Consider the following 19,652-nt stretch of genomic DNA (forward strand, 5'->3'; position numbering starts at 1 on the left):
GGAGGATATGAGAGACCGTGTGCTGGATGAATTACTAAATGAAGGCATTCTCTTGGATCCCGAGGCCGCAGAACTTGTATTGGCCCAGGCTGATCCTGCCGCATATGTACGGTCCATATTGGCATCTATGACCCAGCACCCGCTGGTTCTTACTGCAGATCATGTCAGGGCCTATTCCAGCATTCATCCGTCTGCCATTCCTAAAGTACAGGTAAATCCAGTTCTGGAAGAGCTGCGGAAATCACCTTCAGTCATGGCCAGGCCGAAAAGCAGTGATATTGAGATCATACACGACATTACTGGAAATTCCACCTGCGAAGGTACAGTCAACGACTTCGCACGCTGTTTCAACGACCGCTTCAAGAAGATCAAGAAGATACTTTCCAGAAGGCATGAGCTGGCTGGAAGTCTGCCGGTTGCCAAGGCAGTAAAGTATGACAGAGAGGTAAGAACCATCGGGATGGTCTCTGACTGGCATAACACAAAGAACGGCCATAAGATCATTGAGCTCGAAGATGATGAGGGAAAATGTACAGTGCTCATCCACAAAGATTCAGAATACATCAACGAGAGCATAGTCAATGATGAAGTGATAGGAATCGTTGGAAAATCAACAAGCAAAGGGGACCTTCTTGTCCTGAAGGAATTGATCAGGCCGGATATCCCGATAACTAACGTTATGGAGCAGAGCGATTCTACATCCTCAGTGGCGTTCATGTCTGATGTGCATGTCGGCTCCAATACATTCCTTCATACTGAATGGAACAATATGATGCACTGGCTGAAAACTGAAGGTAAAGACGAGATTCAGTATCTTGTACTGCCTGGAGATGTGGTCGATGGCATCGGCGTATTCCCGGGTCAGGAAGAAGAGCTTGAGATCGAAGATGTTTTTGAGCAGTACAGAACTCTTGAAGAGCTTCTTAAAGAGGTTCCGGACAGCATTCAGATTCTTATTCAGCCTGGAAACCACGATGCGGTCAGACCTGCAGAACCCCAGCCTACGTTCCCTAAGATCATCTCGGAGATTTTTGATTCGTCCTGCATGCTCATCGGAAATCCCTGCACCATGAAACTGGAAGGCCGCAGAATTCTGACATACCACGGTCGCAGCTTAGATGACTGGATAAGTTCAGTACAAGGACTGACATACGAAAATCCTCTGGAAACAATGAACGAGATGCTCAAACGCAGGCATATGGCTCCCCTGTATGGAGGAAAAACACCATTGGCCCCGGAAAAAGAGGATCATCTGGTCATTGATGAAATTCCAGACATATTCGTTACAGGCCATATCCACGGAGCAGGCATTGGCATGTACAAAGGAGTCACTACCATCTGCGCATCAACCTGGCAATCCCAGACATCGTTCCAGAAGATGCATAATTTCAGCCCTGACCCGGCCATACTTCCAGTTGTTCATCTTGGAACCGGCAAAGCCAAGATTGTGGATTTCAGCTGAAATGTGCCCGCAGTAGAATATTAGTGCTGTTCTATTACAATCAGGAAGATTTTATCAGACTGCAATAAAACAAATATAAACTAAATGGTGAAATCTAGCACATATGGGAAAATATAGCCTCGCAAATGAGAATAACGGATTACCTCGTACAGTGTACGAGAATGCTCAGATTAACATTGCTTCATATCCCGGCATCTGGAAGTTTATCGACTGGCTGCCGGTTGATAACATTCTGAACGGATTTGACGGAGGCTGTGTAACATACAAAAGCAGCAGTTTATCCAGAGAGCTGGGCCTGAATAATTTATACATAGCATTTAACGGATACTGGCCGGAAATAAATGCAAATCTGGATACCTGCAGTTTTAAGGATCTTGAAGCTGGACCTACGGTGGAAATGCTTCATGAAAAAAGAGAGAAAAGAATTCTGACTGTGGCTTCTGCAGGCAACACTGCCAGAGCTTTCGCCAACACCTGCCATCTGGCAGACCTCCCCCTTCTGCTGGTTGTGCCTAAGAATTCCCTGTCCAAACTCTGGATTCCAGAAAACGTGCCCGAAGACAAGATATTTCTTCTATGCGTAGACGGGGATTACAGTGAAGCCATATCGGTGAGCGACCGGATCTGTGAATTAAGTGAATTTGTTCCGGAAGGCGGTGCCAAGAATATTGCCAGAAGAGACGGCATGGGCACAGTCATGCTGGATGCAGCATCTAAAATTAAGAGGATTCCAGATTACTATTTCCAGGCAGTCGGCAGCGGAACCGGCGGAATATCTGCCTGGGAAGCTTCGATGAGGCTGATCAATGACGGGCGCTTTGGAAACAAACTTCCGGTGCTCAAATTGGCACAGAATGTTCCCTGTGCTCCCCTGTTTAATTCTGTTCACGGCGGGACATACAGCAAAGACTGCCCCAGGGGAATGTATGATGGTGTTTTGTTTAACAGAAAGCCTCCTTACAGTGTTCCAGGCGGAGTTGCTGAAGCTTTGGCTGCCACCAGCGGCACAATTGACGGAATGACTAATGAACAAGCTGAAAAAGCATCACAGATATTTTACAAAGCTGAAGGTGTCGATATCATGAATGCGGCCGCTATCGCCGTAGCAGCATTAATTAATAATTATGAAACAGGAAAAATAAACAAAAATGACATTGTTCTGCTTAACATAACTGGCGGCGGAGAGGCATTGTATAAAAAAGAGAAATCAATAAAATATCTTAATCCAGATATCACTGTAAAACCAGATGATGCGGATATCAATGAGATCTCCAAGAGGATCGTAAATAAGCTGGAGGCCAGCATATATGCATGAGATAAATTTTCTTACCATCCTGGGCGGGAATGACAAGGACGACAACTGCGACCTTGTAGAAAATGTGAGAATACGCAAAGGAGAAATTATAGGAGTAGTCGGTCCTACCGGATCGGGAAAAAGCACACTCATAAGCGATATTGAACAACTCGCACAGGGAGATACTCAGTCTAAAAGACATATCCTGATTGACGATGCAGTGCCTGAGAACAGCCTTCGCTCCGATCCCCGAAAGAAACTGGTGGCGCAGCTGTCCCAGAACATGCATTTTCTCGCAGATATGAAAGTTGATGAATTTCTAAAGATGCACGCCAAAAGCCGCGGAAAGCCTGAAACGATCTCTGATGAAGTTATTGAAATTGCAAATACACTCTGCGGAGAGCCTCTGGGACCTGAAAATCATTTGACAGCATTGAGCGGCGGGCAATCCCGGGCGCTTATGACTGCCGATATTGCCAGAATCAGCGATTCCCCCATTGTGCTTATCGATGAAATAGAGAACGCGGGAATAAGAAAACAAGAAGCCCTTAAGCTGCTGTCCGGAGAAGGAAAAATCGTAATTGTCGTCACTCACGATCCAGTGCTGGCCCTTCTGACAGAAAAGCGCATAGTCATGGAGAACGGCGGAATGGTAAAAATCATTGAAAGATCAGACGGAGAACGCGAGATGTGCAGCAGACTAGCCGAGTTGGATGAGAAGATGATCATGCTCAGAGAAACGATACGTCGCGGAGAAACAGTGGAGGAATTAATCTGAAATTTACTGTTATCGCCGGCACTCCTGGATCCGGCAAGACCTCCGTGCTGTCTTCCCTTACAAATGCGCTGATCAGTTTTGGAATGCATCCCTCCATTGTAAAGGTTGACTGCCTGTGGACTGAAGATGATAAAAGACTGAGCAGGCTGGGAGTCCCTGTCAAGGCTGCACTCTCCAAAGACATGTGTCCCGACCACTTTGCAATATACAATACGGAAGACATGATTTCCTGGGCCCGTGATAACGGTTCAGATATTCTTCTCAATGAAACTGCAGGATTATGCCTGAGATGCGCTCCCTATCCAAATGACTGCCTGGCAGTATGTGTGATTGACATCACATCAGGCCCTAACAATCCATTGAAAGTAGGACCTTTGATGACTTCCGCCGATGTTGTGATGATGACCAAAGGAGATATGGTCTCGCAGGCTGAAAGAGAAGTTTTCAGAGAAAGAGTTCTGGAAGCTAATCCAACATGCACACCGATTGAAGCCAACGGTCTTACCGGCAAAGGGTCTGCAGAGCTGGCAGAAATCGTCTCCCGTTCAAAAGATGTGTCTTCAGATATGAGACTGAGAAATAATCCCCCTTTTTCCATATGCACATTGTGCGCTGGAGAGACGAGAATAGGCAAAGAGCACCAGCGTGGCGTGCTGCGGAGAATGGATGGATTTACAGATTACCGCGGTGAATGATGTGTTAGAGGAACTTCTTCCAGGCTATAACTGCGGCAAATGCGGATTCAAGACATGCAGTGATTTTGCAGATTATTTGAAATTAAATCATGATTTTGAAAAATGTCCGTTTCTTCTTCAGGACAGATTCAAAGAAAACAGAGAAAAGATAATCAGCCTGCTTGAAAATCCTGATGCAGAAGAAGAGATACGCGGCGTTGTTGACGGTGTCAGAGCTTCGTTCACCATACTTCCTCTTCCAGGAGAGCCTTCCTGCAGAGAGGACCTGTTCCCAATGGACAGGGATATTGAAATTTCAGAAAACGATGTGATCAAGTATCGTCCGCTCGGATGCCCCATAACTCATTTTGCAAAGGTGCTAAATGTATCTCACGGCATTCTAACCGTCCATATGATCGGTCCGAGGAACCTCATAGGAGATGACGGCTTTGAACCGCTTGATATCGGAATATGCATGGTAGCTGCGTTTGAAGGCATTGTGGGAAAAGGCACAGTTCCAAAAGTATGCGAAACTGTGAGATTTCTTCCCGACCACTGCATGATGGGAAAAGTCCATTCCGGCATTGTAGTCAGCATAGAAGGCAGAAAAATAAGGATTGAAGGCATTGACCTTAAGGTATGGTAATGACGAAAGCTGCAGAAATTCTGGAAGGATTAAAATCCTGCAGGATCGGACTCGCCGCCAGCGTCCCCTGCGTCAATCTTTCAGCTCTCTTGGACTGCATAGATTCCTCTGAAATAAAGCATATTGCAGTATCCAGGGAAGAAGAGGGTGTGGGAATCTGCGCCGGTGCCTATCTCGGCGGAATGAATGCTGCACTGATAATGCAGAATTCAGGACTGGGAAATTCCATTAACGCACTTGCATCGCTGGATCTGTTGTATCATATCCCGCTGCTTATGATCATGAGCCACCGCGGAGTAGAAAATGAATCCATATGCGCCCAGATTCCGATGGGACAGTTGACAATTCCCCTTCTTGAAGATCTCGGCATTCCGTATTTGGAAATTAAAGAAGGCGATGACGGAAAGAAAGCTGTTTTGAGTGCATGGAAACGTGCTGAATCATTGCAGAAGCCCAGCGCCATTCTGGTGAAACCGTCTTACTGGAAGGTGCCTGAATGAAACGAATAGACGCTCTGGAGATTATTGCTTCCAAATGCAGAGATGCTCTGATTATCTGCAACATCGGATTTCCCTGCAGGGAGCTTTGCAGCGTAGGCGACCGTCCCGAAACATTCTACATGCTGGGTTCAATGGGAATGTCATCATCCATCGGTCTTGGTGTGGCTGTGGCAGCACCTCATAAAAAAGTCATATCCATCGATGGAGACGGCGCCATTCTGATGAACCTCGGCTCTCTGGCAACAATCGGTTCATTGAATCTTGATAATTATGTTTTGATTATCTTAGACAACGGCGCATACGGCTCCACCGGTTCACAGCCTACCTCACTCAGCAGAAATGGAAGCTTGTCTAAGATAGCCATCGGAGCTGGAGTCTCATGTGTACTGGAAGTTCAGGAAAAAGAAGAGCTCTCTGCCGCATTAAATAATATCAAAAAAGGAGTAATTGTAGTAAAAATAGAAACTGGAAACTCTAAAGCTCCCCTGGTGCCGTACAGCCCTGAAGAGATTAAGAAAAATTTCATGGCCGCAGTTTCTCGACCGGTTCAGTAAGCACGAATGTCTTATCCAAAAGCCGTGATTTAAGCTCTCTGGAAATCTTCAAAGCTCTGGCGCGGTCTGACTGTCTGCAGGCCACAGGGATATTTCTCATAATCCCATCTATATTTACATCCACACTTCCTAAGTCAGCACTAAACACATCAGGACAGATCGTAGAACACAGCCCGCAGTTAAAGCACCTGTGTCTGTTAATGTCCGGAGCATCTGATACAGCAGACATAGGACATGAATTTACAACTCTGCAGAGTTCACATTTCCTGCACTTATCCGCATGAACTTTTACAGAAAGAGACACTTCGTTCCAGAGTTTTCCATAATCAATGTATGCGATAGGTTTTCTCACTGAAACATCTAAAAGCGGCAGCTGTATCTGTTCATCCAGTATTCTGACGTCTTTGAGCAGGGAGTCGTTGAGTATCGGTATCGGCACTCCCCAGGAGACTATGCATTCCGGACCCTCTGAAGTCATGAACCCGCCCATATAATCAGGATTCATTTCTTTCATATCCGCACAGGCAGTGAGATTCGGCGACTGCGCTGTGGATCTTGTTCCAGTTCCTGTGACAAAACCCTCTGCTCCGTTCATAAGTACTTTTGTTCCTATGCCTATGGTCTCCAGAGAAGGATCATTCTGAATAGGATTTATAGAACCGCAGCCTGAAAATGTTAATTCTTTATAATTTGAAGGAAAATCTAAAGCATGAAAGATAGTTGTAAGCGCATGATCAAGAGGATTGGTCATTGCAGAATAATTTCTGAAAGCATTTCTTGTGGACATTAATTTTGCATAAGGCATGTCTTCAAAGAATACCTCTTCCGAGATCTGTTTACCATCTTTAGAAACTGCCTCTACATGAACAGGCTCATTCTCCAGCATATCTCTGAAAAGCATGCCGGCCCCGTAGTTCCCGGCAGATGCCGTACCGAACACAACAGCTTCAATCAAATTTAGATTTTCATTAGGGCAGGGACCTGGATAAGCACATATTCCATTAAGGGAAAGCGATGTTGCCTTCGAAAACTTTGAACTTTTGATAGGAATTGTAAATACTCCATATGTACCGCTCATCACTCCCCTGGTACCTGTGGTTACTACATCAGCCTCCGCTGCTTCTTTTTCAGTACAGTTTTTTATTTCCTGAGCGGTCATCACCACCGCTTCGCCGGCTGATAGTTTCCTTTTAATTTCACTGTAAGTACGAATGGTCATCTGAATCACAAGTACGATTCTTCTGCGTATCCCAATTGACGAAGAAGATTATACAATGATATATTGAACAGTACTGCTTAATAAATTATGGAAAAAAGAGAGAAGACAGTCAGCGTTTGCGCTTCCTGTCTTTTTTGGGGAATTTAAGGAATTGCGATTTATCACCATCTAACTCGGCAAATTTCACAAGCAGATCCTTCTGCTCTGCAGAGAGTCTCTGTGGAACCTTCAGTTTTATTCTGACATAAAGGTCTCCTTTGCCGTTATAGTTCATAATCGGCATACCGGAGCCCCGCAGACGGAATGTCTGGTCAGGCTGTGTTCCGGCAGGTACGCTCATGCTTACCTTGCCTCCGCCGAGAGTCGGAACCTCTATTTCTGAGCCTAAGGCGGCTTCTGCAAATGAGATCTCTACGTCCTTGTACAGATCTGCACCGTTTCTGCCCCATGCAGGATCCTCACGGACATGCACAATGACATACAGATCACCGTTGCGTGCACCGGAATGTCCCATTTCGCCTGCTCCGGGAACTCTCAGCCTGGTACCGGTATCGGCACCTGGCGCGATTTCGATTTCAATATGTGCAGTATGCTGGGTTCTTCCATTGCCATCGCAGTCTTCACATTCGGAACCTGGAGCCCTTCCTGTTCCACGGCATTTGCGGCATGGAACTACTGAAACGAACTGTCCGAAACCGCTGTTTTGAACGACTCTCGCCTGTCCGGTACCTTTACAGTCCGGGCAGTTTACCTGTTTCCCACCTTTGGAGCCAGTACCATTGCAGCTGGTACAGGCTTCAAACTTAGGCACGGAAATCTTACGTTTCACTCCTGAATATGCTTCTTCAAGAGAGATTTCAATATCCATCCGCATATCCCGGCCGGCCTGCGACTGCTGCCGTCTGGAGGAAGATGACCCTCCTCCGCCGAAGATTGCATCGAATATGCTTCCAAAGTCCCCAAAGATATCGCGTATATCTCCATAGTGGCTGAAATCGTTCCAGGTGAAGTTTCCATTCTGGAACTGAGAGTCTACACCGGCGTGGCCGTACTGATCGTACAGCTGCCTCTTTTTCTCGTCAGCTAACACCTCATAGGCTTCGGAGACTTCTTTGAATTTCTCCTCTGCCACTTTAGGATCTTCCTGCGTTACATCAGGGTGATACTGCCTGGCGAGTTTACGGTAGGCTTTCTTTATCTCATCGGGTGTGGCGGTCTTGGTTACACCCAAGACCTCGTAGTAGTCTCGTTTTGAGGACATGCAGGACACTCGGTTTATTCGTCATCAACTATGCGATAGTTTGCGTCTGTGAAGCCATCGTCATTGCCGCCGTTGCCTGCACCAGAGTTGGGAGGCGCCTGCTGCTGATTACCGGCCTGGGTCTGCTGAGCAGCCTGGGCGGCAGCCGCTGCTTCCTGATAGATGCGGGTTGTGATCGGCTCCATCTCTTTGATGAGGGCATCCATTTTTGTCTTGACATTGTCAACGTTGTCCTCTTTGACTGCAGCTTTGAGATCGTCCACCGCAGCTGAGATCTTAGCGCGTTCCTCTGAGGTAACTTTCTCTCCCAGATCATTTAAGCTCTTCTCAGTTGTATAAATCAGAGTGTCAGCCTGGTTAAGGATCTCAATCTTCTCCTTGCGTTTTTTATCTTCTTCGGAGAACCTCTCTGCCTGAGCGACCATATCATCGATTTCGTCCTTTGACAGTTTGTTGGAGGCGCTTATTGTGATCTTGGCTTCCTTTCCGGTACCAAGGTCCTTTGCAGAAACGCTGAGAATACCGTTGGCGTCAATATCATATGTGACTTCGATCTGAGGAATTCCCCTTGGTGCCGGCGGTATGCCTGACAGCTGGAATCTTCCCAGAGACACATTGTCTGCAGCCATTTCACGCTCTCCCTGAACAATGTGGACTTCCACGCTTGTCTGGTTGTCGGCTGCTGTGGAGAACACCTGTGACTTCTTTGTCGGGATCGTTGTGTTCCTGTCGATAAGTTTTGTAGCCACTCCTCCGAGGGTCTCAACGCTGAGAGACAGAGGCGTAACATCGAGAAGCAGAATATCCTTCACTTCTCCGGCTAACACTGCACCCTGAATTGCAGCACCCATGGAAACACATTCCATCGGGTCTATGCCGCGCTGGATTTTCTTTCCCACCACGCTTTCCACAAAGTTCTGCACGATAGGCATCCTGGTAGGTCCTCCGACCAGAATCACACTGTCAATGTCGTTTGTGCTGAGCTTGGCGTCTTTAATAGCGTTCATTATCGGGGTCCTGCATCTTTCAACAATTGAAGTTACCAGTTCTTCGAGCTTGGCTCTTGTAACTGTCATTGTAAGGTGCTTAGGTCCGCTCTGATCTGCGCTGATGAATGGAAGGTTGATTTCAGTAGACATAGTGGATGACAGTTCGATCTTTGCCTTCTCACAGGCTTCGCGCACTCTCCACATTGCCATTTTGTCTGAAGTGAGGTCTATGCCTGTTTCTTTCTGGAACTGTTTAACGGCAAAGTCCACAAATGCCTGGTCCATATCTGTTCCACCAAGCTGTGTATCACCGGATGTGGACAGAACTTCAAACACTCCATCGCTGAACTCCATGATTGTTACATCAAGGGTTCCGCCTCCAAGATCAAAGACTAAGATTCTCTGTGAATCTTTAGAATTGTCAAGGCCGAATGCCAGCGCTGCTGAAGTAGGTTCATTGATAATCCTGACTACATCCAGCCCTGCGATTGCACCGGCATCTTTTGTAGCCTGCCTCTGATTATCGTTGAAGTAAGCAGGGACGGTGATTACTGCCTTTACTACCTCTTCTCCCAGAAATGCCTCTGCATCTCTCTTTATCTTCTGGAGAATGAAGGCAGAAATCTGCTGCGGAGTGTATTCCTTCCCATAAATGTTAAATTTGTAATCAGTACCCATCTTACGCTTGGCAGCAACGATGGTCCCCTCTGGATTTGTAATTGCCTGCCTTCTTGCAGGCTCTCCCACAAGAAGTTCGCCTTCTTTAGTAAATGCTACATATGAAGGAAATGCCTTTCCGCCTAGGCTTGTTCCTTCGGCGCTGGGGATCATTGTAGGTCTCCCGCCTTCCATGACGGATGCTGCTGAATTGCTAGTTCCCAAATCTATGCCGATGATCTTAGCCATTATTCTCACCTGTTTCTTTAGCTACTTTTACTTTAGAGCACCTCAGAACTTTTGTTCCGAGTGAATAGCCCTTTTGATACACTTCTAATATCTTTCCGTCTTCGCCTTCGCCGACAGAAAACGCTTCATGATACGTTGGATCAAATGTTTCTGTCGGAATCTCTTTCAAACCATAGTCTTCGAAGAGTGCCAGCATATTCTGGTGTATCTTTGATATTCCTTCTTTAAACTCCTCAAGAGAACACTGCGCGGAAAGCGCACGTTCTAAATCGTCAAGCAGCGGGAGCATCTCAGAGACTACTTTCCCAGTCGCATAAAGCGTTGTCTCTTCCTTTTCTCTCGCGGTCCGTTTCTGATAATTTTCAAATTCTGCTTTGATACGGCGTGCTGAATCCAGGTAACCGTCTGCCAGTTCCATTAATTTCTTACTTTCTAATTTTTCCAATTCTAGTTCAGATTTGAGCTTTTCAAGCTCCGTCTGTTCTCCTTTCTCCGGAGAGGCCTCATTTTCTGCAGAATCTGGACTATTCATCATATCACCATTGTCAGAAACGTTAAATAAATTAGAAGGGGGCCAGAAGGCCCCTGTTTTGTGTTTAATCATCCATTCCCATATCAGGAGCGCCGCCGGGTCCCATGCCCATGCCTCCGCCAGGTCCGCCTCTTGATGCAATAACATCATCAATCCTCAGAATGAGAATTGCAGCGTCTGTTGCGGAGTTAATAGCCTGACGTCCTACTCTGATAGGCTCGACTACCTTCTCACTGGACATGTCAACGACTTTGCCGGTGTATACATTCAGACCAGCGTGGATCTTCTTATCCTTGTGTGCCTTCCTAAGGTTAATAAGGATGTCGATCGGGTCGAGACCAGCGTTCTCAGCTAATGCAGTTGGAATAACTTCCAGAGCACTTGCATATGCATCGATTGCAATCTGCTCCCTGCCGCCGATTGAAGCTGCGTATTCACGGAGTTTCATAGCTATTTCAACAGCTGTGCTTCCTCCGCCGGTAACCATCTTGCCGTCTTCTACTGCTACAGCAACAACGCTCATTGCGTCATCCAGAGACCTCTCAACTTCATCGATTACGTGGTTTGTACCGCCTCTGAGAAGCATTGAAACAGCCTTGGGGTTCTTGCAGCCTGTCACAAAGGTCATGTCATCTTCCTGGATCTTCTTTACTTCAACCATTGCTGCAGTTCCGAGTTCGTCTGCGCCAAGCTCATCGATCTTGGTTACAACGTTGGCACCGGTTGCTTTGGCAAGTTTCTCCATATCAGATTTCTTTACCCTGCGGACAGCAAAGATTCCTTCTTTAGACAGGAAGTGCTGTGCGAGGTCATCAATGCCCTTCTGGCAGAATACAACGTTTGCTCCAGAGTCTTTGATGGTCTTGACCATCTTGCGGAGCATGTTTTCTTCCTCATCGAGGAATGCCTGCATCTGGGATGGGTCGGTGATTTCGATCTTTGCATCGATTTCAGTTTTCTGAACTTCGATTGCTGCATCGAGAAGTGCGATTTTTGCTTTAGCGATCTTGGTAGGCATACCTGGGTGGACTGGCTCTTTGTCAATGATTACACCCTGGATAAGTTCGCTGTCATCCATAGATCCGCCGGTCTTCTTTACGACCTGGATGTTGTCCATATCAACAGTCCATTCGTTGTCGATCTTCTCGGCGATCTCGCTGATAGCTGAAACACAAAGATCTGCCAGGTAGTCCCTGGAGCCGCTGACGGATTTGGAGATCATGGAAGTTTCTGCAATGATCTTTAGAGCTTTCTTATCCTTAGGATCAATTGGCTTAGCGCATTTGTCAAGGATCTCTTGTGCTTTGTTGCATGCGAGTCTGTATCCTCCGGCAATGATTGTCGGGTGGATGTTTGATTCGATCAGATCTACTGCTTTCTTTAGCAGCTCACCTGCAAGAACTACGGCTGTGGTTGTACCGTCGCCGGCTTCTTCGTCCTGTGTTTTTGCAACTTCCACAAGCATCTTGGCTGCAGGATGATCTACATCGATTTCTTTCAGAATGGTAACGCCATCGTTAGTGATGACAACGTCACCCAAGCTGTCCACAAGCATCTTGTCCATGCCGCGGGGGCCCAGTGTACTGCGTACTGCGTCTGCGATTGCTCTTGCAGCTGCGATGTTGTTGTATTGAGCATCCTTTCCCTTGTCTCTCTTGGTGCCTTCTTTTAGGATCAGTATAGGTGTGTTACCCATTCCCATGATTTTTTGCCTCCAATTGTAAATGTTATAGTCTTAATATAGACTAGGAATGAAAGCAATGTTTAATCTTCTATATAATCTTATCGGTAAATCACTATGAAAAATCGACAAAAAGACGAGCAGCCAGCATAGAAGATTAAACAGGCGGTCAAAAAGTTCAACAATATATGGGATAAAAATCTGTTTTAGGTCTGTCAGGGATAATTTGATACTTTGAATATGCTATGACGATGCGATGGACGACCTCGAAACGTGTGTAGCGGCAGTATTCAAACGCAAAGGCAAAAATGTAGTCACAGAAACAGAGTTCGTATTCGCAGTTTCTTTAGATTACAGATGGTTCACACCGAAAGAGGCCCAGGAGCTGCTGGATTTAGCCATTAAAAAAGGACTGATTATTAGATCTGAAGATTTTCTCAAGCCTGCTTTTGATCCCAAGGATCAGGACATCCCGATGTCGTTCCGCCCCAGCAAAGGCATTCTCAGCAGTGAAATGGAAGAAGAAATCTCAGTATTCAGCAAACTGCTGAGGGACATCTCAAATTCCAGCGGAATGAAGAAAAGAGATGTCGTGGCAAGAATCAACAAGATTCAGGAAAAAGTAGGAGTGGATGTGGAAGTAGCCGCGCTCCTGATGGCAAGAGACAGCGGGTTAGATCCAAACCAGTATTTTGAAGAGGTTTGGAAAGAAGTTTGTGAAAAGTAATTTCATCCTTTTTTGATCAGATCTCCGAGAGTCAGGGTTTTACCGCCTGACGCTGATGAAGACGAAGCTATCGAAGACACTTTTTCCGTCAGTTTTATGCCCAGCTCCTTTTCCAGTTTTTTAACCAGACTGTCGCTTGGCAGCATGTCACCGTTTTCAACTTTCGCGATGATCGTTGCCTTCTCGTTGAGCTTAGCTGCCAGATCCTCTTGTTTCATGTTGCGTGCCCTGCGGGCGTCTTTGATCACTGAAGCGTAATCCGGTATGAGATCCTCTGATGTATCCATGTCTTTGTATACATCCCTGGTACGCATACGCCTCTCCCTTGCCTCGAGACGTTCGTTGACTACTGCACGGCTAACAGGGGCGCTTGCAGCGTTCTTTTTGGCGTGGCTGCCTGTTCCGTCAGCACTCTCTCCAAACTTGGAACACTCCTTGCATACTTTCAGCTCTGTGCCTTCTATGAATACAGTTTTAATCCATTCGGACTTTTTGCCGCACATTTCACATATCATTTCAGGTCACTTCTTTATTAAATAACACTGATTTGAAGCTTCCCCCTGCAATGTTATTATAAGGGCTAAAGAATATGTAAAGATTAGATACATTACGGATCTATAATCAACGTAATTATGAATTAGCAAAATTTAGCTGAAAGCTATATATCTAACACTATGCTTAATTATAGTGAAAGCGTGATGAGAATATCCAGTTCAGAATCAAAATGCAGAGGTGGAAATGATGAATGATGAGCAATTAGAAGAAGTCGTTAAGGAACTGAACGATAAGATCGAAGTCCTTGAAACGAAAAATAGCGAAGTGATCAGTGACCTTCAAAAAGTGGAGAGCGAGCGCCGCTACATCGAGAGCGAATTGTTCAGAACACAAAAGGAACTCAAGAGGATGAAGAGTGAACTGGAACGAATGAAATCTCCTCCCCTCATCATAGGATCGATCAAAGATGTTCTGATCGATGGCAGGGTTGTTGTAAAGAGTTCTACCGGTCCAGACTTTATTGTTACCACTTCAGAATATGTACCTCCAGAAGACCTCATTGTAGGTTCAAGAGTTGCTCTGAACAAACAGACATTAGCAGTGATGAACGTTCTGCCGCCTTCCTTAGACCCGCTGGTCACAGGAGCAGAGATCATCGAGAAGCCTGAACTCACATATTCAGAGATAGGCGGTCTTGAAGAACAGATAATGGAAGTCAGGGAAGCCGTTGAAGATCCTCTTCTGCGTCCTGAACTCTACAAAAAAGTAGGAATAGAGCCTCCTAAGGGAGTGCTGCTCGTAGGTCCCCCTGGAACAGGAAAGACTCTGCTGGCTAAAGCTGTAGCACACCAGACAAATGCTACATTCATCAGATTTGTAGGTTCAGAGCTTGTTCAGAAATACATCGGAGAGGGTGCCAGACTTGTCAGGGAATTATTTGAACTGGCAAAGGAGAAGGCCCCCAGCATTGTATTCATTGATGAACTCGACTCCATAGGCGCAAAGCGTCTGGAAGTATCGACATCTGGAGACAGGGAAGTTCAGAGAACCCTTATGCAGCTGCTGTCAGAGCTTGATGGATTCAATCCGATCGGCGAGGTAAAAATCATCGGTGCAACAAACAGGCCTGATATCCTGGATGATGCTCTTCTCAGACCCGGAAGGTTTGACCGTATCATCGAAGTCCCCGTACCCAACTACGAAGGCAGACTGGAGATCCTTAAGATCCACACCAAGAAAATGAACATGGACAAGAACATCTCCCTTACAGAAATTGCCATGAAAGCCGATGGGGCAACAGGTGCTGAACTGAAAGCCATCTGCACAGAAGCTGGTATGTTTGCAATCAGAGAAGGCAGAGACTGTGTAATCTCCACCGACTTTGACCATGCGATCTCCAAGATTCTTGATACAGAGGCTGCAAAAATAGTCGAATCAGGCGTAATGTTCGCCTAAACCCCTTTCTTTAATTTTTAATCAAAATCCAAATGGCTGTTGCTTTTGAATCTGATAACAGGGATGTTTTTCTCCCTTAATTTTTTGATAAGATATGCATCGTTTGTAACAACATACGCACCCAGGCGCGATGCTAGTTCGATGACTGCGTAATCCCCGGCTTCTTCTGTTTTTTCTACATTATAATTTAAAGCCAGTTTCAGTGCTGCCGAAGCAAACTTGTTTTTTGACCGCTTCAGTTCTCCCAGGATCGGGAGCGGTACATAGACTTCACAGTTTCCTAAAAGAGACTTTATCTGAGAATCCAGATTGACTGAGCGTTCAAAAGGAAGAAGAAGAGCGTTGGTGTCCAACACTACTTTCTGCATAGCCATCTCATTGAATTATGCCGTATCCGATCAGACGCCATTTGCCTGAGATACGCCTGGAGATAGCTACACGCTGCTCTGTCTGCGCACATACTGGAATCTTCAGAGTCACTTCAGACTCATCTCCGCGCGCACTCGTAACAACTCCTACGGTAGTAGCTGTTCCGATGCTGAGCATAAGCGGTTCGTTTGTTTTGATGTTTTCAACAACCAAATCATCCGCAGTACCGACTACCCTCTCAAGAAGATGGGTTGTCATGGTAAACTTATGCAGCACTGGAGGTAAAGTTCCAGGTTTGCCGACTACTCTGCCGGTAAGACCGTCAGATTTTGTCAGAGAAGGATCCAACTTTGTTCCGATGGCAATGAGTCCGCCCTGAGTAGCAGTTTCCACTTCAGAGTTTCCAGTGTGGAGAGTCTCTACTGTTGTGGTGATGCTTTCCCAAACGGACTTTCCGCCGCCCTGTTCCACTTTTCTGCCCGGTGCTACTTCAATGTCATCGCCTATTGACAGGCTTCCCTGAATCAATGAGCCTCCAATGACACCGCCTTTCAGAGTTTCCGGTGCGGAACCAGGTGTGTTAATGTCAAAAGACCTTGCCACATACATCAACGGAGGTTTCTCCATATCCATAGCTGGAGTTGGAATGTAAGTTTCGATGGTCTCTATGAGCTTGTCAATGTTGACATCATGGTGTGCAGATACAGGAATTATCGGTGCACCTTCAGCGATGGTGCCCTTTACAAAATTCTTGATCTCCATATAGTTCTCTAAAGCTTCTTCCTTAGTCACTATATCGATCTTGTTCTGTACAATAATGATCTTATCAACACCGATGATTGACAAAGCCATCAAATGCTCTTTTGTCTGAGGCTGCGGGCAGTGCTCGTTTGCAGCAACCAGCAGAAGAGCTCCCTGCATCATAGCCGCACCGGATAACATGGTAGCCATGAGAGTCTCGTGGCCCGGTGCATCGACTAATGAAATAGATCTTAAAAATTTGGCTTTCCCTCCGCATCCGGGACATTTCTCGTATGCAGAGTACTTGCCGCATTCCTCGCAGTAATAAAAGTCTGCGTCAGCATATCCTAAACGTATAGAAATCCCACGCTTAATCTCTTCAGAGTGGCGGTCTGTCCACTGCCCGCTGAGAGCTTTCGTTAGCGTGGTCTTACCATGGTCTACGTGACCAATCATCCCGATATTGATTTCAGGATGATGAGGGCTCTTCATTGCTTCTCCTCTTTCTGACCCAGAAGTTCTTCGACTGGCTTGGAGCCAATTCCACTGATAATCATGTTGATCTGGGTGGTATCTGTTGAAATTGTATTTCCCCTTACCATCTTACGGCGTCTCATTCCCTTATCCGGGGCATTGAAACCGCTGCTGTCTGAGAGGAGAATTGGTTTTCTCTTTCCGCCTGGAAGATCGCTTCTCATGGGCACTCCGTCTTTGTCACTTCCTCCGGAAATTGTCAATTTGTATCCTGGAAGACTAACGAAGATCCCATCTACAACATCTCCAATTTTCTTACCGATTAGAGAGTTTGCATGATGACCAGACACATCCATCTGATAGGATTTTCCGGTCTTTACATCGTTAATGACAGCTTTAAACTCAACCATCTAAACACCTTATGAATGGAGGACTTAATGACAACAGAGATATAAAGCTTATTACAGTGGAAACTTCAAAAATAATCCCGCTGTCAGGGATGTTCAAGAGAAAAGGTTTACAAGCTTAAGAGTATGTGGTTGTAGATTGGATGCCTTCAAATCAAGAGCCGTTTACATTCGAGGATCTCACTGAAATCTGCAGGAGAGAACAGAAGTCAAAGTATCCTGTAGAGGTACGTCCAGATTTTTATCTAGTCGTCAGAGAATGCAGGGACAGGCTCAAAAAAGAGATAGAACGGGAATTCTCCATAGACCAGTATTCCCTGAAGGCAAAACTGGCATCCAACCAGCTGATTAAGTTCCAGGAAAAATCGCAGCAGGTCTTTGAGTTCAGATTCGCCAAGATTCAGTCCATGGGGCTGAGAGCGGCTCTGGGAAACAGAGTGGATCTGAGAAAGCTTACTCCTGAAGAACTTGAATTCTTCAATCTGATAGTTGAGATAATCAGCAGCAAAAAATCGATGCTGATCGGAGGAGAATTTACCTCCACTAGGACGATCGACAATTATGTTGCTCCAGTGAAGAGAGAGCCTGTTGTTCAGGAAGTTCCTGCCAGAACGGAAGAGATCGGGCCTCCGGAGATTGTTCCAGAAGATGAGGGGGCTATTCCCCCCGAAGACGAGGAAATGTTTCCCGAGGATGAGGAAGAGCCTGCCAAGGTGGCTTCTGCTATCTCTGAACCCGCTGTTGAAAACGAGAGTGCTGCTGAATCCCCGGCTGAGCCTGAATACATGCTGGTAAGAATTTTGGCAGATATTCCTGAGATCGCAGGCAGCGACCGCAACTTCAGACTGAAAAAAGAAGACATTGTAACGCTGCCGCTGCCGATAGCTAATATCCTAATTAAACAGAATGCAGCTCTGAAGATCAATATAGAATTATAATGTAATTGTTCTGGTATCGCCCGGCGTCCGCAGGCAGTCCACTTTGTCATCGCGGCAGCCCAGCAGGCTTGACACTGTGTGAATTGCCAAGTCCGGGATGTTATTATTTTTGCTCAGGTGAGCGAGAAATACTTTTTTGTCTCCGTATCCAGAAGCCCAGAGGGCATGTGCGCAGTCAATGTTTGAAAGATGTCCCCGCTCAGACCGGATAAGCCTTTTCAGCATTATCGGGTAGGGGCCGTTATCCAGCATTCTCAAGTCGTGATTGGCTTCGATTACTGCAAAATCCGCTGCACCCAGAGACTCAAACACCTCATTGTTGACTTTCCCCAAGTCTGTTGCCAGCAGGAATTTGTTTTTTTCAGTGGAAATAAAAAATGCATTGGGATCGACAGCGTGATGGTTTATCGGAAGAGGCTTGATTTTCAGATGACCAATGTTGAACTCCTCAAGCGTGTTGAAAAGAATCTTGCTTTCAATCTCTCCGATTTCTGAAGCTGCCAGAGTGGAAGGGTTGCAGCATATCGGAATGCCGTATCTTCTGGAAAGTACTCCGGCCCCGCGGACGTGATCAACATGTTCATGAGTCAGCAGAAGGGCATTGATCTGTTTCGGGTCTATTCCTGCAGACTTTATCAGACCGGTCAGCTGTTTCCCGGATAAGCCTGCATCGATCAGAATAGTAATGTCCTCCGAGCATACTGCAGTGCAATTACCGTCACTGCCGCTGGCCAAAACATGCACTTCAAAACTCACGCCTAACCTCATGCCTTCAGAGTAAAGTTTGTAGAAAAAACTAACGGTCATTATATACAATCTGTTAATGAATAAAGCCAATACAGGCAGCTTAGAGCTGCTGTCTTGTTCGAAAGACTTATGTATGCCTATATTATTCGCCACTCTTACACGGGGCTCGTAGCTCAGCTAGGTAGAGCAATCGGCTCTTAACCGATGGGCCGAGGGTTCGAATCCCTCCGAGCCCGCCTCATCTTTTTAAAATCTGGCTTGACGGCGAAATAGAAAGCTTTATAAGTGACTTTGAAAAACTGAATTTTTCTCAGTCCGATGATTTACAGCATAGCGAGGGCTCTCAATGAGCTTTTGCTTTTCTTTTTACCTCTTCTGCATTCGTTCTGCAGAGCCGGAGGTGGTGCCTATGATCTGATTTTCACCACCTCACCATTTTTCGCATTCACATTTGAACGATAGTTAACAAAATCAAAAGAGGTATAATTATGGCAAATGACCCAGTATTAAAAACAAATTCAAAAGAAGTATTCGTTGGAAAGAAGTATATAAAGGATGATAACGGGAAAATCATAGGTTCCCGTATTACGGCCAGAGCTTATGAAAATCTGAATATGTTTGAAGGAGACAATCCTTCAATCCAGCTAAATGTTGTATTGTATGGTGAAGACGGTAAACCTACAGATACAATATATCTCACAAAATGTGAGGGGGCGTATGAAGCAGATACTGCTTACGAAGAATTGCGCGTTAAGCTGAGCAAAGACTACTATCAGTCACCGGCAAAGAAAAGAGACTGAGAG

At 45.9% G+C, this 19,652-nt stretch carries 21 protein-coding genes and 1 tRNA gene; 12 read left to right on the plus strand and 10 right to left on the minus strand.

Annotation, left to right across the window (positions count from 1 at the left end; genetic code table 11):
• The first annotated feature begins 7 nt into the window (after positions 1 to 7).
• The 7 genes from H729_RS08550 to H729_RS08580 all read left to right on the plus strand — a co-directional run bounded on the left by H729_RS08550 (position 8) and on the right by H729_RS08580 (position 5,908).
• On the plus strand, positions 8 to 1,462 hold the full coding sequence (locus H729_RS08550; RefSeq protein ID WP_020449607.1) for a DNA-directed DNA polymerase II small subunit: 1,455 nt from the start codon (positions 8 to 10) through the stop codon (positions 1,460 to 1,462).
• A 103-nt stretch (positions 1,463 to 1,565) separates the two neighbouring features.
• Positions 1,566 to 2,777, plus strand: coding sequence for a cysteate synthase (locus H729_RS08555; protein WP_020449608.1), 1,212 nt, complete (start codon positions 1,566 to 1,568; stop codon positions 2,775 to 2,777).
• A complete protein-coding gene (locus H729_RS08560) occupies positions 2,770 to 3,534 on the plus strand; it encodes an ATP-binding cassette domain-containing protein (protein ID WP_020449609.1) in 765 nt (254 codons plus the stop codon). The genes H729_RS08555 and H729_RS08560 overlap by 8 nt, the downstream gene beginning before the upstream one ends.
• Positions 3,531 to 4,229: a GTP-binding protein gene (locus tag H729_RS08565; RefSeq protein ID WP_048134623.1), complete on the plus strand. Its 699-nt coding sequence runs from the start codon at positions 3,531 to 3,533 to the stop codon at positions 4,227 to 4,229. Before H729_RS08560 ends, H729_RS08565 begins: the two co-directional genes overlap by 4 nt.
• Positions 4,201 to 4,854 (plus strand): (Fe-S)-binding protein, encoded by a 654-nt coding sequence (locus tag H729_RS08570; protein ID WP_048134100.1) that lies wholly within the window; start codon positions 4,201 to 4,203, stop codon positions 4,852 to 4,854. Before H729_RS08565 ends, H729_RS08570 begins: the two co-directional genes overlap by 29 nt.
• Positions 4,848 to 5,354: a sulfopyruvate decarboxylase subunit alpha gene (gene comD / locus H729_RS08575; RefSeq protein ID WP_020449612.1), complete on the plus strand. Its 507-nt coding sequence runs from the start codon at positions 4,848 to 4,850 to the stop codon at positions 5,352 to 5,354. Before H729_RS08570 ends, comD begins: the two co-directional genes overlap by 7 nt.
• The gene (locus H729_RS08580; RefSeq protein ID WP_020449613.1) at positions 5,351 to 5,908 is read left to right on the plus strand and encodes a thiamine pyrophosphate-dependent enzyme; all 558 of its coding nucleotides are present in this window, start codon (positions 5,351 to 5,353) and stop codon (positions 5,906 to 5,908) included. Before comD ends, H729_RS08580 begins: the two co-directional genes overlap by 4 nt.
• Here the strand turns inward: H729_RS08580 and H729_RS08585 are convergent.
• The 5 genes from H729_RS08585 to thsB form a co-directional block, all read right to left on the minus strand.
• Entirely contained in the window at positions 5,877 to 7,127 is a 1,251-nt protein-coding gene (locus tag H729_RS08585; RefSeq protein WP_020449614.1) for a methanogenesis marker 16 metalloprotein, read from the minus strand. The two genes, H729_RS08580 and H729_RS08585, sit on opposite strands and share 32 nt — an antisense overlap.
• Positions 7,128 to 7,236: 109 nt before the next feature.
• Entirely contained in the window at positions 7,237 to 8,388 is a 1,152-nt protein-coding gene (gene dnaJ, locus H729_RS08590; protein WP_020449615.1) for a molecular chaperone DnaJ, read from the minus strand.
• A gap of 14 nt (positions 8,389 to 8,402) precedes the next feature.
• Complete coding sequence (gene dnaK / locus H729_RS08595; protein WP_020449616.1) at positions 8,403 to 10,283, minus strand: molecular chaperone DnaK; 1,881 nt, start codon at positions 10,281 to 10,283, stop codon at positions 8,403 to 8,405.
• The gene (locus tag H729_RS08600; protein WP_172618694.1) at positions 10,276 to 10,815 is read right to left on the minus strand and encodes a nucleotide exchange factor GrpE; all 540 of its coding nucleotides are present in this window, start codon (positions 10,813 to 10,815) and stop codon (positions 10,276 to 10,278) included. The genes dnaK and H729_RS08600 overlap by 8 nt, the downstream gene beginning before the upstream one ends.
• A 64-nt stretch (positions 10,816 to 10,879) precedes the next feature.
• On the minus strand, positions 10,880 to 12,511 hold the full coding sequence (gene thsB, locus H729_RS08605) for a thermosome subunit beta (RefSeq protein WP_172618706.1): 1,632 nt from the start codon (positions 12,509 to 12,511) through the stop codon (positions 10,880 to 10,882).
• A gap of 241 nt (positions 12,512 to 12,752) precedes the next feature.
• Between thsB and H729_RS08610 the strand changes: the two genes are divergently transcribed.
• The gene (locus tag H729_RS08610) at positions 12,753 to 13,223 is read left to right on the plus strand and encodes a DUF2240 family protein (RefSeq protein WP_020449619.1); all 471 of its coding nucleotides are present in this window, start codon (positions 12,753 to 12,755) and stop codon (positions 13,221 to 13,223) included.
• A gap of 2 nt (positions 13,224 to 13,225) precedes the next feature.
• Here H729_RS08610 and H729_RS08615 read toward each other — a convergent pair whose 3' ends face one another.
• A complete protein-coding gene (locus tag H729_RS08615; RefSeq protein WP_020449620.1) occupies positions 13,226 to 13,738 on the minus strand; it encodes a multiprotein bridging factor aMBF1 in 513 nt (170 codons plus the stop codon).
• Positions 13,739 to 13,964: 226 nt separating this feature from the next.
• Here H729_RS08615 and H729_RS08620 point away from each other — a divergent pair, with 226 nt between their 5' ends.
• Positions 13,965 to 15,173 (plus strand): proteasome-activating nucleotidase, encoded by a 1,209-nt coding sequence (locus H729_RS08620; RefSeq protein ID WP_020449621.1) that lies wholly within the window; start codon positions 13,965 to 13,967, stop codon positions 15,171 to 15,173.
• Positions 15,174 to 15,190: 17 nt separating this feature from the next.
• Here the strand turns inward: H729_RS08620 and H729_RS08625 are convergent, their stop codons facing one another.
• From H729_RS08625 to H729_RS08635, 3 genes are read right to left on the minus strand one after another with little or no spacing between them, the layout of a single operon-like run.
• The gene (locus H729_RS08625; RefSeq protein WP_020449622.1) at positions 15,191 to 15,541 is read right to left on the minus strand and encodes a type II toxin-antitoxin system VapC family toxin; all 351 of its coding nucleotides are present in this window, start codon (positions 15,539 to 15,541) and stop codon (positions 15,191 to 15,193) included.
• A gap of 7 nt (positions 15,542 to 15,548) precedes the next feature.
• Positions 15,549 to 16,775 (minus strand): translation initiation factor IF-2 subunit gamma, encoded by a 1,227-nt coding sequence (locus tag H729_RS08630; protein WP_020449623.1) that lies wholly within the window; start codon positions 16,773 to 16,775, stop codon positions 15,549 to 15,551.
• Entirely contained in the window at positions 16,772 to 17,167 is a 396-nt protein-coding gene (locus tag H729_RS08635) for a 30S ribosomal protein S6e (RefSeq protein WP_020449624.1), read from the minus strand. The genes H729_RS08630 and H729_RS08635 overlap by 4 nt, the downstream gene beginning before the upstream one ends.
• Positions 17,168 to 17,292: 125 nt before the next feature.
• Here H729_RS08635 and H729_RS08640 point away from each other — a divergent pair, with 125 nt between their 5' ends.
• Entirely contained in the window at positions 17,293 to 18,102 is an 810-nt protein-coding gene (locus H729_RS08640; protein WP_148285446.1) for a hypothetical protein, read from the plus strand.
• On the opposite strand, the gene H729_RS09825 is transcribed toward H729_RS08640, so the two are convergent.
• Positions 18,097 to 18,858 carry an MBL fold metallo-hydrolase gene (locus H729_RS09825; RefSeq protein ID WP_172618695.1) on the minus strand — a complete coding sequence of 254 codons (762 nt, stop codon included), beginning with the start codon at positions 18,856 to 18,858 and terminating at the stop codon, positions 18,097 to 18,099. The two genes, H729_RS08640 and H729_RS09825, sit on opposite strands and share 6 nt — an antisense overlap.
• 153 nt (positions 18,859 to 19,011) lie before the next feature.
• Here H729_RS09825 and H729_RS08650 point away from each other — a divergent pair.
• A tRNA-Lys gene (locus H729_RS08650) sits at positions 19,012 to 19,085 on the plus strand.
• Between the two features lie 252 nt (positions 19,086 to 19,337).
• Positions 19,338 to 19,649: a hypothetical protein gene (locus H729_RS08655; RefSeq protein ID WP_020449627.1), complete on the plus strand. Its 312-nt coding sequence runs from the start codon at positions 19,338 to 19,340 to the stop codon at positions 19,647 to 19,649.
• The last annotated feature ends 3 nt before the right edge of the window (positions 19,650 to 19,652 follow it).

It is taken from the genome of Candidatus Methanomassiliicoccus intestinalis Issoire-Mx1 (assembly GCF_000404225.1).
In the GTDB taxonomy this organism is placed as follows: Archaea; Thermoplasmatota; Thermoplasmata; order Methanomassiliicoccales; family Methanomassiliicoccaceae; genus Methanomassiliicoccus_A; species Methanomassiliicoccus_A intestinalis.